Genomic DNA, 13,953 nt, shown 5'->3' with positions numbered 1-13,953 from the left:
CGGGGCCGATAGACAGGAATATCGAACTGCCATGAAGACCGGGTTTCGTTTGCTTTCTGCTCCGGCGCGCGCCGCGCTTGCTCTGGGCGCCCTTGCCGTCGCCGCTGCTCCCATTGCCAGTGCGCAGACCCTGCTCGATCAGGATGATGCTGTCACGTCCGGTGGCGCGCTCAACCTGCCCGCGAACCCGACGATCTTCGGCAAGGCCGATCCGCACGTCCGCCGCGCCACTGCCATCGTCAACGGCGAGATCATCACCGGCACCGATGTCGACCAGCGCCTCGCGCTCATCGTCAGCGCCAATGGCGGCAAGGTCCCGCCCGAGGAAATGGAGCGCCTGCGCATGCAGGTGCTGCGCAATCTGATCGACGAGACGTTGCAGATCCAGGAAGCCAAGGCCGCCAGTTCGGATGTCGAGGAGGAGGAAGTCGCCCAGACCTTCAACCGCGTCGCGCAGCAGAACTTCGGCCAGAATCCGGCCGCACTCGAAAAATACCTGACCTCGATCGGCTCGTCCTCGGCCTCGCTCAAGCGTCAGATCAAGGGCGAACTCGCCTGGCAACGCCTGCTGCGCCGCAACGTCCAGCCCTTCATCAACATCTCGGACGGTGAAGTGCGCGAAGTCATGGCACGCATGACCGCGGCGAAGGGCACCGAGGAATACCGCATCGGCGAAATCTTCCTCTCGGCCACGGAGGAGACCAAACCGCAAGTGCGCGCCAATGCAGAGAAGATTCTCGAACAGCTCAAGGGCGGCGGCAGCTTTGTCGCCTATGCGCGCCAGTATTCGCAGTCGTCGAGCGCTTCGGTCGGCGGCGATCTCGGCTGGATCCGCCTTGCCCAGCTGCCGCCCGAGCTTTCGACCCCTGCCGCGCAGATGGCGCCCGGCCAGCTGGTCGGCCCGATCGAGCTCGCTTCGGGCTACTCGCTGCTCTACCTGATCGACAAGCGCCAGGTGCTGACCGCCGATCCGCGCGATGCGGTGCTCAGCCTCAAGCAGATCTCGATAAGCTTCCCCAAGGGCACACCCGAGAAGGACGCTGCCGGCAAGGCCTCGACCTTCGCCGCCGCGGTCAAGACCATCAAGGGCTGCGGGGCGGTCGATGCCGCCGCCGTCACGCTGGGCGCGACCGTCGTCGGCAACGACCAGATCCGCGTGCGCGATCTGCCGACCGCGCTTCAGGACACGATCCTCAAGCTCTCGGTGGGCGAATCGACCCCGCCGTTCGGCTCGGTCGAGGATGGCGTGCGCGTGCTGATGCTCTGCGGCCGCGATGACCCGAAGGTCGAAGGCGGCCCCAGCTTCGAGGCGATCCAGTCGCAGATGGAAGACGAGCGCGTCAACAAGCGCGCCCAGACCTACCTGCGCGACCTCCGCCGCGACGCGGTAATCGAATACAATTGAGGCGCGGGGCATGACCACGCCCCCGCCGCCCCTGCCCTTGGCCATCAGCCTCGGTGACCCCGCCGGCGTCGGCCCCGAGCTGATCGCCGCCGCCTGGGCGCTGAGCGATGCAGAGGGGCTGCCGCCGTTCTTCGCGGTGGGCAACCGCGATCTGATCGAGGCGGCTGCCCGCTCGCGCGGCCTGACGATGGAAGTCGTCGCCATCGCCGCACCGGATGAAGCCGCCGCCGTATTCCCGCACGCGCTGCCGGTGCTGGACGTGGGCAGCGCGCCCTATACGCCCGGCCAGCCCGATGATGCCGGGGCCGCGCTGGCGCTGCGGGCGCTTGAGGTCGCCACGAGTCTCGTCAAGCAAGGTGCGGCCGCCGCGCTCGTCACCGGCCCGATCGCCAAGAGCCGGCTCGCCCGCATCGGCTTCAACCAGCCGGGCCAGACCGAATTCGTGGCGGAAGCCTGCGGGATCACGCCGGAAAACGCGGTGATGATGCTGGCAGGACCGAGCCTGCGCGTGGTGCCGATCACAGTCCACGTCGCGCTGCATGACGTGCCCGGACTACTGACAGCCGAACTGATCCGCAGCCGCTCGGCCATCGCGGCCACTGCGCTGGCGCGCGATTTCGGCGTCCCGGCGCCCCGCCTCGCTGTCGCCGCGCTCAATCCTCATGCAGGCGAGGATGGCCGGATGGGCAGCGAGGACCGCGACGTGATCGCGCCCGCGATCGCCGCGCTGCAGGCCGCCGGGATCGACGCGCGCGGGCCGCTGCCGGCCGACACGATGTTTCATGCGGAGGCGCGCGCGACCTATGACGCGGCGATCTGCATGTACCACGATCAGGCGCTGATCCCGATCAAGGTGCTCGATTTCGACGAGGGCGTGAACGTCACGCTGGGGCTGCCGATCATCCGCACCTCGCCCGATCACGGCACCGCGTTCGGCATTGCGGGGACCGGGACCGCGCGGCCTGGTGCGACAATCGCCGCGATCCGCATGGCGGGCGAATGTGCCGCGCGGAGAATGGCTGCGGGATGACCGAGCTTCCCCCGCTGCGCGATGTCGTCCAGCGCCACGGCCTGATCGCCACCAAGGCGCTGGGCCAGAACTTCCTGTTCGATGAGCAATTGCTCTCCCGCATCGCTGCGGTGCCCGGCGATCTCAAGGGCGAGAACGTGCTCGAAGTCGGCCCCGGCCCCGGCGGGCTGACGCGGGCGCTGCTGCGGCGGGGCGCCAACGTGACCGCCGTCGAAATGGACCGCCGCTGCCTCCCGGCGCTCGCCGAGCTTGCCGAAGCTTTCCCCGGCCAGCTCCGCGTGATCGAAGGCGATGCGATGAAGATCGCGCCCCCGGACCTGTTCGACGCGCCGTGGCATGTCGTGGCGAACCTGCCTTACAATGTCGGCACCGCGCTGTTCACCGGCTGGCTTTCCGGGCAGGAATGGCCGCCGCAGTGGCGTTCGCTCACCCTGATGTTCCAGCAGGAAGTGGCGGAGCGGATCATCGCGCCGCCGGGCAGCGACGCCTATGGCCGCCTCGCCGTCCTCGCCCAGTGGCGCAGCTCAGCCCGCATTGCGATGCGCGTCCATCGCAGCGCGTTCACGCCGCCGCCGAAGGTGATGTCGGCGATTGTGCATGTCGAGCCTGCCGCGATGCCCGAAGGCGTATCGGCGCGGATGCTGGAGCGGGTGACCGAAGCCGCCTTCGGCCAGCGCCGCAAGATGCTGCGCCAGTCCTTGAAGGGCCTCCCCGGCGCTCTCGATGCGCTGGACGCGCTCGGCATCGATCCGCAGCGCCGCGCCGAAACGCTGAGCGTGGCGGAGTTCGTCGCAATCGCTCGGGCGCTTACGAAGTAGGCTTCGACTTCCGCTGCGCTTCGTAGCCCTTGCGCTGGGTGTCGATCAGATAAGCGTGGATCGCCTCGACATCGTACTTGCTCACCATGTCGCCCATCGGCGCCATCCCGTTGCCCGCCAGCGCGCCGCCGAGCACGATCTGGTTGAACATCGCGTGGATGTCCCTGGGCAAGCGTGACAGGTCCGGTGTCACGCCCGGGCCGAACATATGGCAGCGCGAGCAGTATTCGGTGAACTTGGCCTCGCCATGCGCGATCCTGGCGGCGGTCGCGCGGCTTGGGGGCGGGGCGGGATAGGTGAAGGGATCGGGGCGTGGCTCGGGCTGCGGGACCGGTCCACCGCCCAGCTTGAACACGAGAATCCGGTTGGTGTTGCGGTTCCTGTAGGCGATATCCGCCGGGGTGATCGGATAGCTGATCCCGACCCCGCCGTAACCCACCTGCACCGCGATATACTGCACTCCGCCGATGCGGTAGGTCATCGGCGCTGCCATGATGTGCGAGCCGGTCTGGATCGAAGCGAGCTCGGCGCCGGTGGTGGCGTTGTAGACCCGCAAGGTGCCGTCCCCGCGCCCCTGCACCACGATATTGCCGGCGGTGGAGAGCACGCCGCCATCATAGCCGCGATTGCGGTCGGACGTGACCTGCTCCCACACCACCTTCCGCGAAACCGGGTCCCAAGCTTTCAGCACTTCGCGCACCAGCGAGGTGCTGCCGCGCTCCTTCTGCAGTTCCGCCTTGGTCGGCAGCGGGCCGAACAGGCGGCTCAGCGTGGCTTCGTCATAAGTGTCGTCGGGGATGATCCCGTTGGCGTTGAAGAACCCTTCAAGGTGCCGGAGCTTGCCCTTGTTGGCTTCCAGATTGACCATGACATTGGGCTGGTCGACCGTGGGGATATAGACGAGGCCCGTCTTAGGGCTGAACGACATCGGGTTCCACGTATGCGCCCCCGCCCATGAGGGGTAGACGTTCTTGGGCTTGGCGGAATAGTCGGCGACTTCGGTGAAGACGGGGCGCCCGGTCGCGAGATCGACGCCCTTGGCCCAGTTCACATAGGCAAACGGATCGGCGGCCAGCAGCTTCCCGGTCTTAAGGTCGAGCGTGTAGAAGAAGCCGTTCTTCGAGGCCTGCATCACCACCCGGCGCGGTGCGCCCCCGCCCACCGGCAGATTGGCGAAGATGAACTTCTGCACCGCGTCGTAGTCCCAGGCATCGCCGGGGGTTTCCTGATAGTACCAGTTCATGCGGCCTGTCTTCGCGTTCACCGCGACGATCGAGGCATTGAACAAGTCGTCATGCCGCTCGCCGGCGTTCTTCACCCGCGAATAGGGCGAGGCATTGGCGGTGCCGAACACGATCTGGTCGGTTTCGGCATCGTAGGAAAGCCCGTCCCATACGGTACCGCCGTTCTGGTAGCGGCCATCGTGATCGGGCGCCCATGACTTCGCCGCCATTTCCAGCTCGGGATGCTCGAACGGCTGGCCCGGTGCGGGCGGGACAGTGAAGAAGCGCCACTTGAAGGCGCCGGTCCTGATGTCCCACGCCGAGATGTAGCCGCGCGTGGAGCCATCGCCGAGGTCCGCGCCCGAATTGCCGATGACCACGGAATCGCTGGTCAGCAGGACTGCGCCGGTCGAGGCATAGGTGAACCTGGCGCGGTCGATGATGGTGTCTGCGCTCCATTTTTCGGCGCCGGTCTTCGCATCGAGCGCATGGAGCCGGCCGTCCTCGCTGGCGACGAAAACGACGCCATCGCGCACCGCCACGCCGCGGTTGACAGTATCGCAGCAGGCATTGCGCGCCGAAGCCGGATCGATGCCGGGATGGAACGTCCACAGCACTTCCCCCGTCGCGGCATTCAGCGCATAGACGATGCCCCAGACGCCCGAGGTGTACATCACCCCGTCGATCACGAGCGGCGTCGCTTCCTGGCCGCGCTCGGTGCCCATGTCATAGGCCCAGGCGAAGCCGAGCCGGGCGGCGTTGCTGTCGTTGATGTCAGTCAGCGAGGAGAACCACGTGCCTGCTTCATCGCCGCCGACGTAGTGCCACTCATCCCCCGCCACCGGATGGGTCGCCGCGGAAAACTCGGGCATGGCCGCCAGCAGCGACGAGGTGGTGATGCCAAGGGCGCAGAGCAGGCCGATGAGGGGCCTGCGCAGGGGGATCGAGAGCATGAGGGAAGTGTCCCCACGAACGGCCACGTTGGCAAGTGCGATTTGATGGCCTGATAAGCAGCCGGTGCCTCAAGAACTCCGCGCGGCAATCAGAGGCTGATCGGCCTCATGCATCTCGCATAAGTGGCTGCCAGTTTCGAATGCATCGGCTCGCCCCGCAGGGTCGTGACCCTCACGCGCCGATTGTTACCGGCATCGATAACTGTCACGCTGGTATGGTAAACGTCATCGCGGTACGTTTCTCCATTGGGATTGCCAGCCTGTGGTTCCCAAGCATAATCTGGATGGCGCCCGGTAAAGAAGCAGCGCTCTAGGTCGTAGACGGAATTCGAAGTAGATCCCTCCGCAACGACACGCGACTCTCGCTCGACTTCCTGCTGCCGAATTTCGATGCCCCACCAGACCAGTGCAGTGGTTGCGAACATGATCAGAACAAAGCCGTAAAGTATGATTTCGGCCTGCACGCTCGCCGGTGATCGAGGCGTGGCATGGGGGTCGAACAGCCAGCTCATCCACCAAAGCCACGCGCAGTAGAGGAGCAGATCGAGAAAAACTGCACCCTTGAGACTATATGCGCTTGGAGCGGGGACGACGTGCCAGCTCCATTGCGTGAGAAGCGCAGCGTGCAACGCGCCCAGCACAATGAGCGAAGTCCAGAACCACCAACGTTTACGCTTGCTCCAGAAGATCGCGGTAGAGATGGCCCAAGAGACAGCGAAGATAACCGCCCACTCCGTGCGCCCTGCTTCACCAAACTGATCTGCAAAAATGATCGCGCCCCCAAACGCGCATCCAGCAAGAAGCACAAACCACGTCCGCGCCCAGACCGGCTCTTGTTCTTCCGCTTTCGGCGTCGAAATCTGATCAGTCATGAATGTTAGGGTATTAGAACCAACGAAGCCGTCAACCTTCGAACGAGCGGGCATGGGCCATGAGCGTCAATGGCGAAACGACCATCGCCCCCTTACATCCCACTAGGGGTTCACCCCGGCACGCGGGCAGGCTAGAGCGGGCTGACATGGGAACACTTGCCGCCACCGAGGCTGTCCTCGTCGAGGGGATCGATGCCGCTGCGATGCTCGCGAACGTCGAGGCGTGGTGCGCGATCAATACCGGAACGCGCAACCTGCCCGGGTTGGCCAATCAGGCCGCGCTGCTGGCCGATGCGTTCGCGGCGCTGCCCGGCGATGTCCGCCTCGTGCCTGCCGCGCCGGTCGAGGCGATTGCCGCCGATGGTCGTGCGGTGCAGATCGAGCACGGCACGCATATGGTGCTCAGTGTCCGGCCCGACGCGCCGCGCCGCTATCTGCTGACCGGCCACATGGACACCGTCTACCCGGCGGATCATCCTTTCCAGACGCTGGCGTGGCTTGATGCGGAGACGCTTGGCGGGCCGGGCACCGCAGACATGAAAGGCGGCATCGCCGTCATACTCACCGCGCTGATGGCCTTCGAGACAAGCCCACGGGCGGCTGGCGTCGGCTATGACGTGATGATCAATTCGGACGAAGAAACCGGCAGCCTCGCCTCCGCACCGCTGATTGCGGAACTGGCACGCGGCAAGGCGGCGGCGCTGACCTACGAACCATCCGCCCTGCCCGACGGCACGCTGGCGGGCGCACGCGGCGGCAGCGGGAACTACAGCGCCATCGTCACCGGTCGATCCGCTCACGCCGGGCGCAATCCGCAGGACGGACGCAATGCCGTGGTCGCCGCCGCCGATCTGGCGCTGGGCCTCAAGGCGCTTTCCGGCGATGGCCTCGCCATCAATCCCGCGCGCATCGATGGCGGTTCGGCCAACAATGTCGTGCCCGATCACGCGGTGCTGCGCTTCAATATCCGCCCGCGCGGCGAGGAAGATGCCGCGCGCTTTGCCGCGGCGATCGGCCCGCTGCTGCGCGAGGTGGAACTGGCGCATGAAGTGCGCGTCCATCTGCATGGCGGGATCAGCCGTCCGCCCAAGCCGCTCACGCCCGAGGCGGAACAGCTCTTCGAACTGGTGCGCAGTTGCGGCGCGGCGCTGGGTCAAGCGATCCGCTGGCAGAGCTCCGGCGGGGTCTGCGATGGCAACAATATCGCGGCGCTGGGAGTGCCCGTCGTCGATACCATGGGCGTGCGCGGAGGGGCGATTCACTCGCCGCAGGAATACATGATCGTGCCGTCGCTGGCCGAGCGCGCCGCACTCTCGGCGCTCGTGCTGCACCGGCTTTCCGGAGGGGAATAAGAAGCGTGACCCATGTCATCCGCGCGGCCCGCGCCGCGGATCTCGACCATCTGTACGAGATGGCCAAGCTGACCGGCGGCGGCTTCACCAACCTGCCGCCCGACCGCCGCGCGCTCACCGCGAAGCTGGAGCGGGCCGCGGCTGCTTTCGCCAACACCGAGGAAGGTGATCCGGAAACCCAGCGCGACGAGCTGTTCGTGCTGATCCTCGAAGACCTTGCGACGCGGGAAGTGCGCGGCACCTGCCAGATCTTCACCCGCGTTGGGCAGACCTGGCCGTTCTATTCCTACCGCATGGCGACGCTGACCCAGCATTCCAAGGAACTGGGTCGCACCTTCCGCGCCGAGATGCTGAACCTCGTGACCGACCTTGAAGGATCGAGTGAGGTCGGCGGCCTTTTCCTCCATCCGAACGAGCGCGCGGGCGGGCTCGGCATGCTGCTGGCGCGCAGCCGCTATCTGTTCATCGCGATGCACCGCAAGCGCTTTGCCGACCGCATTCTGGCGGAACTGCGCGGCGTGATCGACGAGCGCGGCGGCTCGCCGTTCTGGGACGGCGTCGCGGGGCGCTTCTTCGGGATGAACTTCCAGGAGGCCGACTATTTCAACGCGATCAACGGCAACCAGTTCATCGCCGATCTGATGCCCAAGCATCCGGTCTATATCGCCATGCTGCCCGAAACCGCGCGCTCCGCCATCGGCCTGCCGCACCCCAGCGGCCGCGCGGCGATGCGCATGCTGGAGACGGAAGGCTTCGCCTCCGAAGGCTATTTCGACATCTTCGACGGCGGCCCGACGATGACCGCGCGGACGGACAAGGTGCACTCGATCGCCTCGGCCAAGATGGTGCCGGTGAAGGAGGTGCGCGCGCCGGATGAAACCGCCAGCCGCGCGCTCGTCGCAACCGGACGCCTCGCCGATTTCCGCTGCACCTTCGCCCGGATCATGGCCGATGGAGAGGGCGTGGCGCTCGATTCCGATGCCGCGCAGGCGCTCGGCGTTGGCCCGGGCGATACCGTGTGGCACGTGGCGCGCTGAAGGACACCCAAATGAACACTCTGGTCGAGATCAACTTCGACGGCCTTGTCGGGCCGAGCCACAACTATGCGGGGCTCAGCCTCGGCAATCTCGCCTCCGCCAAGCATGGCGGCGATGCGTCCTACCCGCGCGCGGCGGCGCTGCAGGGCGTGGCCAAGATGCGCCACAACATGGGCCTTGGCCTGACGCAAGGGCTGCTCTGCCCGCTGCCGCGCCCCAACCATGGGTTCCTCAATGCGCTGGCCATCAGCGAGCCTGCGGACGAGTCCGAACGCCGCCTGCGCGCCGCAGCTTGGTCGGCAAGCTCGATGTGGACGGCCAACGCTGCCACCGTCTCTCCTGCCCCGGATACGGCGGACGGGCGTTGCCACCTGACGGCGGCAAATCTCGTCACCATGCCGCACCGTTCGCAGGAATGGCCCGATACCGTGCGCCAGTTGCGTGTGGCTTTTGCCGATGCCGCCCATTTCGCGGTTCACGACCCGGTCCCCGCCTGCTTCGGCGATGAAGGCGCGGCGAACCATATGCGGATGGGGACCAGCCACGCCGCGGCGGGGCTGGAGATCTTCGTGTATGGGCGCACCGGCGGCGCTTTTCCGGCGCGGCAGCATGAACAGGCGAGCCGGGCTGTCGCCCGCCGGCATCGCCTCGACCCGGCGCGCTGCCTGTTTGTCGAGCAGTCGCCCGATGCCATCGCAGCGGGGGCGTTCCACAACGACGTAGTCGCCGTCGCCAACGAGCGCGTGCTGTTCGCGCATGAGCAGGCCTTTGCCGATCCCGAGGGCACCTACGCCGCGATCCGCGAGCGCCTGCCCGAGGCGGAGATCGTGATCGTGCCGGCCAGCGCGGTCAGCCTTGCCGACGCCATCGCCAGCTATCTGTTCAACGCCCAGTTGCTCACGCTACCGGGCGGCGAGATGGGACTCGTCATCCCGCTCGAGGCCTGGGAACATCCGCGGGTGCGGGCGTGGCTCGACGGAATGCTTGCCTCGAACGGCCCGATCCGCCGCGTGCTGCCGGTCGACGTGCGCCAGTCGATGGCCAACGGCGGCGGTCCGGCCTGCCTGCGCCTGCGCGTTGTCGCCGATCCTGCCACTGTCGATCCGCGCTTCCTCCTGACCGAAGCGCGCGCGGACATGCTGGAAACGCTGATTGCCAAGGCGTGGCCCGAACAGATCGACCCGACCGATCTTGGCAGCGACTCGCTGGCTTCCAGCGTGATTGCCGCGCGCGCCGCGCTGCTCGAAGCACTCGGACTTTCCGAACTGGCCTGAAACGGTACGGCCCCTTTCTCGGGGGTTAAGCCTCGCTTTACCATGGCATGTCGCCGTGCTTTACAAGCGCTCGGCTAAACCATGTGTGCGGCCCTCGTGATTGCTGATCTGGCACGAAGGTTGCGGAGGAGGTTCGGTGATGCAGAAAAAGCCTTCCCTGCTACGCAAGACCAGCCGCCTGTTCGTGATCAAGAACCGGTTCGAGGCGAGCGCGATCATCTACGCGCTGGCGCTGGGTTCGGCGGAGCGCGGGCAGATCTACCTTTCGCAGTATCCGGGCTTCGGCGGCAAGCTGCTGTTCCTCGCCAGCTGCCTCGCGGTGTTGATGGCCGGCGCCAAGATCATGGACGCGATGAAGTATGAGCGCGAGGCGAAGGCGGCGCCGGTTCCGGTCGAGGCGGAGCACCACGGGTAGCCCACCCCGCTGCGACTAGCTTCCCCTTCGACAAGCTCAGGGTCACCAGGTCTCGCGGCCCTCCCGCAAGCGGGAGGGCAAAAAACGGCTCCGAAAAGCACGACTCATCTCCCCTACCGCTCATCCTGAGCTTGTCGAAGGGGGGAGGGGCTGGGGGTGGGCTTTCCCGGCGCTGCTGCATGAAGGTGGGGAGGTTCTGTTGCCCGGCCCTCCGATTTTGACGGTTTGAGGGGTCCGGGCGCGGCAGTCGCACGGGAAGGGTGAGGGGGTTCTGTTGCCCGGCCCCCCTCGGGCCGCTGAATTCCCTTCTGTTGCCCGGTGGGTTCAACCGCGCTTTAGCTTTGTAAGATCAGGCCGTCAGGCCGTCAGATTACGCCGCGAGAGCGAGTGCTTCGTTGTCGTTGGCACTTGTGGGTTTTGAGCCTTTAACGGGTTACTCAGCCCGGACGAAAGCACCGCTTTTCAACACACGTCGATCCTAGTTCGGCCCCATCAACACCTCTGCGACAACAGAGCCCGGCCCTACGCCCGATGAGCATAGGCCGGTGGTGATGGTGGAGCCGCCGGGTACCGCCCCCGGGTCCGCTGCGCCTATTGCACGACACACTTTATCGTCATAGCCGGTCGAAACCGGCAAGTCCGATATAGGCACGGCGCGCGGGGAATGGAAGGGGCCAGCGTGTAGACTGGCCCCTTCCGTCCGATCTCAGCCCTTCTTCAGCGCATCGCGGATTTCGGTGAGGAGATCGACCTCGCTCGGACCAGCCGGAGCGGCGGGCGCTTCGGGCGCCTTGGGCATCATCTTGTTGGCCGCGCGCACGAGCTGGAAGATCACGAAGGCCATCAGCAGGAAGCTGATCACGGCGGTGACGAAAGCGCCGTAGCCGAGCATCGGCACGCCTGCCGCCTTCAGCGCCGCATAGTCCGTGAGCGAGCCCTTGTAGCCATCGGGCACCGCGCCCAAGATCATGAACTTGTTGGTGAAATCGACCCCGCCCGAGACAACCCCGATTACCGGCATGATCATGTCTTCGGTCAGCGAGGTGACGATCTTGCCGAAAGCGGCGCCGATGATCACGCCGACCGCCAGATCCAGCACGTTGCCGCGCGCAACGAAGTCCCGGAACTCTCCCATCATGCCCATGCTTATTTCTCCATTAAGCATTTACACTCGGCTGCTTCGTGCCATTCGCAACCCTTTGTAACAAGTGCTCGGTTGAACCGATCCGGGCCAGCCCTTGAACGGTCATGGCGAGGCGCTACATCTGAGTGCGATCCATCCCGCGGCGCCGCTGACGGGGATCTAGAGGGAACACTTTCGATGGCCGCTTCGCTGCTTGCCCGCTTTTCCCGTTTCGCTTTCGCTGCGGTTGCCGCCGCAGGCCTTGCCGGATGCGGGGTCAATGCGATCCCGACCGCCGAAGAAGCCGCCAAGTCGAAGTGGGCCGAAGTGCAGAACCAGTACCAGCGCCGCTCCGACCTGATCCCCAACCTCGTCGCGACGGTGAAGGGCGCCGCGAACTTCGAGCAGGGCACGCTGGTCAAGGTGACCGAAGCGCGCGCCAAGGCGACGAGCATCCAGATTTCGGGCGAAGACCTCAGCGATCCCGACAAGATGGCCAAGTTCCAGGCCGCGCAGGAGCAGCTTTCCAGCGGCCTCGGGCGCCTGCTGGTCGCGGCTGAGGCTTATCCGGAGCTCAAGGCCAACGACAATTTCAAGACGCTGCAGGACCAGATCGAGCGCACCGAAAACCGCATCGCGATCGCCCGGCGCGATTACAACGATGCCGTGCAGAGCTACAACACCACGATCCGCACATTCCCCGCGGTGATCGGTGCCAAGGTGATCTATGGCGCCAAGCCGCTGGTGCCCTTCACCGCGACCACTCCGGGCGCCGATACCGCACCGACGGTCAGCTTTGACGGACCGGCAGCACCTGCTGCGGCCCCGGCGGCAAATGACAATGGGGCCGCACCGGCGAGCAAGGCGGCGACGAACTGAGCCGGCGCGGCGGAGCGCCGCCGATGAAGCGCCTTGTTCTTGCGCTGCTCATGCTGCTGGCCCTCTTGGCAGGGCCGGCCGCCGCGCAGACCTTTCCCAAGCTCACCGGCCGCGTGGTCGATGAGGCACATCTCCTCTCGCCCGAGCAGATCGCGGCGCTCGATGGCAAGCTGGCCGCGCTGGAGCAGCAATCGCAGCGGCAGATGGTGATCGCGACGATCCCGAGCCTCGAAGGCTATGACATCGAGGACTACGGCTACCGGCTGGGCCGCACCTGGGGCATCGGCGACAAGCAGCGCAACGACGGACTGCTGCTGATCGTCGCGCCGAACGACCGGCAGGTCAGCATCGAGGTCGGCTACGGGCTGGAGGGCATCGTGTCCGACGCCGTGGCGAGCGATATCCGGCGCACCGAGATCGTCCCCCGCTTCAAGGCCGGAGACTATGCCGGCGGCATCATCGCCGCGGCCGACAAGCTCGTCGCGCAGTTGCAGCTGCCCGAGGACGAAGCTCGCAAGGTGGCGGCGAATGCCGAGCAGAAACAGAGCAAAGCCAAGGAGCCGCGCTTCGATTTCGGCACCGTGGTGTTCCTGCTGATCTTCTTCTTTTTCTTCGTCCTTCCCTTCCTGCGCGCAATGCGCGGCGGAGGGCGGCGCTATGGCGCACCGGGTGTGATGATCTTCCCGACCGGCGGCTGGGGCAGCGGCGGTTCGGATTGGGGCAGTGGCGGCGGCTGGGGTGGCGGGTCCGACTGGGGCGGCGGTGGCGGCGGCTTTTCGGGCGGCGGCGGCAGCTTCGGCGGCGGCGGCTCGTCAGGGAGCTGGTAGACCATGCTGAATGAAACAGACCGCAAGCGCATTGCCGAAGCCGTTGCGGCGGCGGAGGCGCGGAGCGCGGGCGAGATCGTGACCATCGTGACGCCGCAGTCCGATCCCTACCGCGATGTGGCGCTGGCGTGGAGCATCTCGATCGCCTTTCTTGCGCTCGCCGCGCTGGAACTGGCGCCGAACTTCTATCTCGGCCTGATCGAGCGTGTGCTGGGCCTGTGGGACCATGACTGGACGCCGCGGCAAGTGCTGGGAATCGCCCTCACGGTCGCGGTGCTGAAGTTCCTCGGCATGCTGCTGATCCTGACCTGGCGGCCCTTGCGCCTGCTGCTGACGCCCGCCCCGATCAAGTCCGCCCGCGTCCATGCCCGCGCCCTCACCTGCTTCCGCATCGGGGCGGAAGGCCGCACGACCGGGCGCACCGGGGTGCTGATCTACCTCAGCCTTGCCGAGCACCGCGCCGAGATCATCGCGGACGAGGCGATTGCCTGCAAGGTCTCGCCCGAAGTCTGGGGTGATGCCATGCATGCCCTGCTCGCCCCGCTGCGTGCGGGACAGGCGGGCGACGGCATGGTCGCGGCCATCGGCAAGGTCGGTGCCGTGCTGGCCGAACACCTGCCGCGCGCGGATGACGATGAAAACGAGCTGCCGGACCGGGTAATCGAAGTCTAGCGCCCTGACCTCCTCCTTCCCGTTCGTGTCGAGCGAAGTCGAGACACAGTGCGCGGTGTCTCGACTTCGCTCG

The 13,953-nt window shown here is 66.3% G+C and carries 13 protein-coding genes and 1 other RNA gene; 10 read left to right on the top strand and 4 right to left on the bottom strand.

All coding sequences use genetic code 11. From position 1 onward, the window contains the following. The first annotated feature begins 31 nt into the window (after positions 1–31). From IP83_RS02365 to rsmA, 3 genes are read left to right on the top strand one after another with little or no spacing between them, the layout of a single operon-like run. On the top strand, positions 32–1,405 hold the full coding sequence (locus IP83_RS02365) for a peptidylprolyl isomerase (protein ID WP_054120608.1): 1,374 nt from the start codon (positions 32–34) through the stop codon (positions 1,403–1,405). 10 nt (positions 1,406–1,415) lie between these two features. Beyond that, complete coding sequence (gene pdxA, locus IP83_RS02360; RefSeq protein WP_054120607.1) at positions 1,416–2,435, top strand: 4-hydroxythreonine-4-phosphate dehydrogenase PdxA; 1,020 nt, start codon at positions 1,416–1,418, stop codon at positions 2,433–2,435. Then, positions 2,432–3,253, top strand: a complete 822-nt coding sequence (gene rsmA / locus IP83_RS02355) for a 16S rRNA (adenine(1518)-N(6)/adenine(1519)-N(6))-dimethyltransferase RsmA (protein ID WP_054120606.1) — start codon at positions 2,432–2,434, stop codon at positions 3,251–3,253. Before pdxA ends, rsmA begins: the two co-directional genes overlap by 4 nt. Here rsmA and IP83_RS02350 read toward each other — a convergent pair. Then, positions 3,243–5,429, bottom strand: coding sequence for a PQQ-dependent dehydrogenase, methanol/ethanol family (locus IP83_RS02350; protein ID WP_054120605.1), 2,187 nt, complete (start codon positions 5,427–5,429; stop codon positions 3,243–3,245). The two genes, rsmA and IP83_RS02350, sit on opposite strands and share 11 nt — an antisense overlap. An 89-nt stretch (positions 5,430–5,518) precedes the next feature. Continuing rightward, on the bottom strand, positions 5,519–6,301 hold the full coding sequence (locus tag IP83_RS02345; RefSeq protein WP_156309542.1) for a hypothetical protein: 783 nt from the start codon (positions 6,299–6,301) through the stop codon (positions 5,519–5,521). Between the two features lie 146 nt (positions 6,302–6,447). Here IP83_RS02345 and IP83_RS02340 point away from each other — a divergent pair, with 146 nt between their 5' ends. The 4 genes from IP83_RS02340 (at position 6,448) to IP83_RS02325 (ending at position 10,379) form a co-directional block, all read left to right on the top strand. Further along, complete coding sequence (locus IP83_RS02340) at positions 6,448–7,653, top strand: hydrolase (protein WP_054120603.1); 1,206 nt, start codon at positions 6,448–6,450, stop codon at positions 7,651–7,653. A 5-nt stretch (positions 7,654–7,658) separates the two neighbouring features. After that, positions 7,659–8,690 (top strand): arginine N-succinyltransferase, encoded by a 1,032-nt coding sequence (locus IP83_RS02335; RefSeq protein WP_054120602.1) that lies wholly within the window; start codon positions 7,659–7,661, stop codon positions 8,688–8,690. Between the two features lie 11 nt (positions 8,691–8,701). After that, complete coding sequence (locus tag IP83_RS02330; protein WP_054120648.1) at positions 8,702–9,964, top strand: N-succinylarginine dihydrolase; 1,263 nt, start codon at positions 8,702–8,704, stop codon at positions 9,962–9,964. A 157-nt stretch (positions 9,965–10,121) separates the two neighbouring features. Further along, entirely contained in the window at positions 10,122–10,379 is a 258-nt protein-coding gene (locus IP83_RS02325) for a hypothetical protein (RefSeq protein ID WP_054120647.1), read from the top strand. A 297-nt stretch (positions 10,380–10,676) separates the two neighbouring features. Here the strand turns inward: IP83_RS02325 and ssrA are convergent. Both ssrA and mscL read right to left on the bottom strand, forming a co-directional pair. After that, positions 10,677–11,053, bottom strand: a transfer-messenger RNA (tmRNA) gene (ssrA, locus tag IP83_RS19455). Between the two features lie 32 nt (positions 11,054–11,085). Continuing rightward, entirely contained in the window at positions 11,086–11,517 is a 432-nt protein-coding gene (gene mscL / locus IP83_RS02320) for a large conductance mechanosensitive channel protein MscL (RefSeq protein WP_054120646.1), read from the bottom strand. Positions 11,518–11,700: 183 nt separating this feature from the next. Between mscL and IP83_RS02315 the strand changes: the two genes are divergently transcribed. Genes IP83_RS02315 through IP83_RS02305 form a run of 3 tightly spaced genes read left to right on the top strand, consistent with a single transcriptional unit; the run spans position 11,701 to position 13,880 of the window. After that, positions 11,701–12,381, top strand: a complete 681-nt coding sequence (locus tag IP83_RS02315; protein ID WP_054120601.1) for a LemA family protein — start codon at positions 11,701–11,703, stop codon at positions 12,379–12,381. Positions 12,382–12,404: 23 nt separating this feature from the next. Beyond that, positions 12,405–13,208, top strand: coding sequence for a YgcG family protein (locus IP83_RS02310; RefSeq protein ID WP_054120600.1), 804 nt, complete (start codon positions 12,405–12,407; stop codon positions 13,206–13,208). Positions 13,209–13,211: 3 nt separating this feature from the next. Continuing rightward, complete coding sequence (locus IP83_RS02305; RefSeq protein WP_054120599.1) at positions 13,212–13,880, top strand: TPM domain-containing protein; 669 nt, start codon at positions 13,212–13,214, stop codon at positions 13,878–13,880. Positions 13,881–13,953 lie beyond the last annotated feature (73 nt).

Source organism: Novosphingobium sp. AAP93 (assembly GCF_001296055.1).
In the GTDB taxonomy this organism is placed as follows: domain Bacteria; phylum Pseudomonadota; class Alphaproteobacteria; order Sphingomonadales; family Sphingomonadaceae; genus Novosphingobium.
The sequence above is the reverse complement of the archived record's forward strand: the minus strand, read 5'-3'. Positions and strand labels throughout refer to the sequence as shown.

Bases quoted from the DNA above. Each gene is read 5' to 3' on its own strand.
- IP83_RS02365 (WP_054120608.1), top strand. From the start codon at position 32: ATGAAGACCGGGTTTCGTTTGCTTTCTGCTCCGGCGCGCGCCGCGCTT.
- pdxA (WP_054120607.1), top strand. From the start codon at position 1,416: ATGACCACGCCCCCGCCGCCCCTGCCCTTGGCCATCAGCCTCGGTGAC.
- rsmA (WP_054120606.1), top strand. From the start codon at position 2,432: ATGACCGAGCTTCCCCCGCTGCGCGATGTCGTCCAGCGCCACGGCCTG.
- IP83_RS02350 (WP_054120605.1), bottom strand. From the start codon at position 5,429: ATGCTCTCGATCCCCCTGCGCAGGCCCCTCATCGGCCTGCTCTGCGCC.
- IP83_RS02345 (WP_156309542.1), bottom strand. From the start codon at position 6,301: ATGACTGATCAGATTTCGACGCCGAAAGCGGAAGAACAAGAGCCGGTC.
- IP83_RS02340 (WP_054120603.1), top strand. From the start codon at position 6,448: ATGGGAACACTTGCCGCCACCGAGGCTGTCCTCGTCGAGGGGATCGAT.
- IP83_RS02330 (WP_054120648.1), top strand. From the start codon at position 8,702: ATGAACACTCTGGTCGAGATCAACTTCGACGGCCTTGTCGGGCCGAGC.
- mscL (WP_054120646.1), bottom strand. From the start codon at position 11,517: ATGATGGGAGAGTTCCGGGACTTCGTTGCGCGCGGCAACGTGCTGGAT.
- IP83_RS02315 (WP_054120601.1), top strand. From the start codon at position 11,701: ATGGCCGCTTCGCTGCTTGCCCGCTTTTCCCGTTTCGCTTTCGCTGCG.
- IP83_RS02310 (WP_054120600.1), top strand. From the start codon at position 12,405: ATGAAGCGCCTTGTTCTTGCGCTGCTCATGCTGCTGGCCCTCTTGGCA.
- IP83_RS02305 (WP_054120599.1), top strand. From the start codon at position 13,212: ATGCTGAATGAAACAGACCGCAAGCGCATTGCCGAAGCCGTTGCGGCG.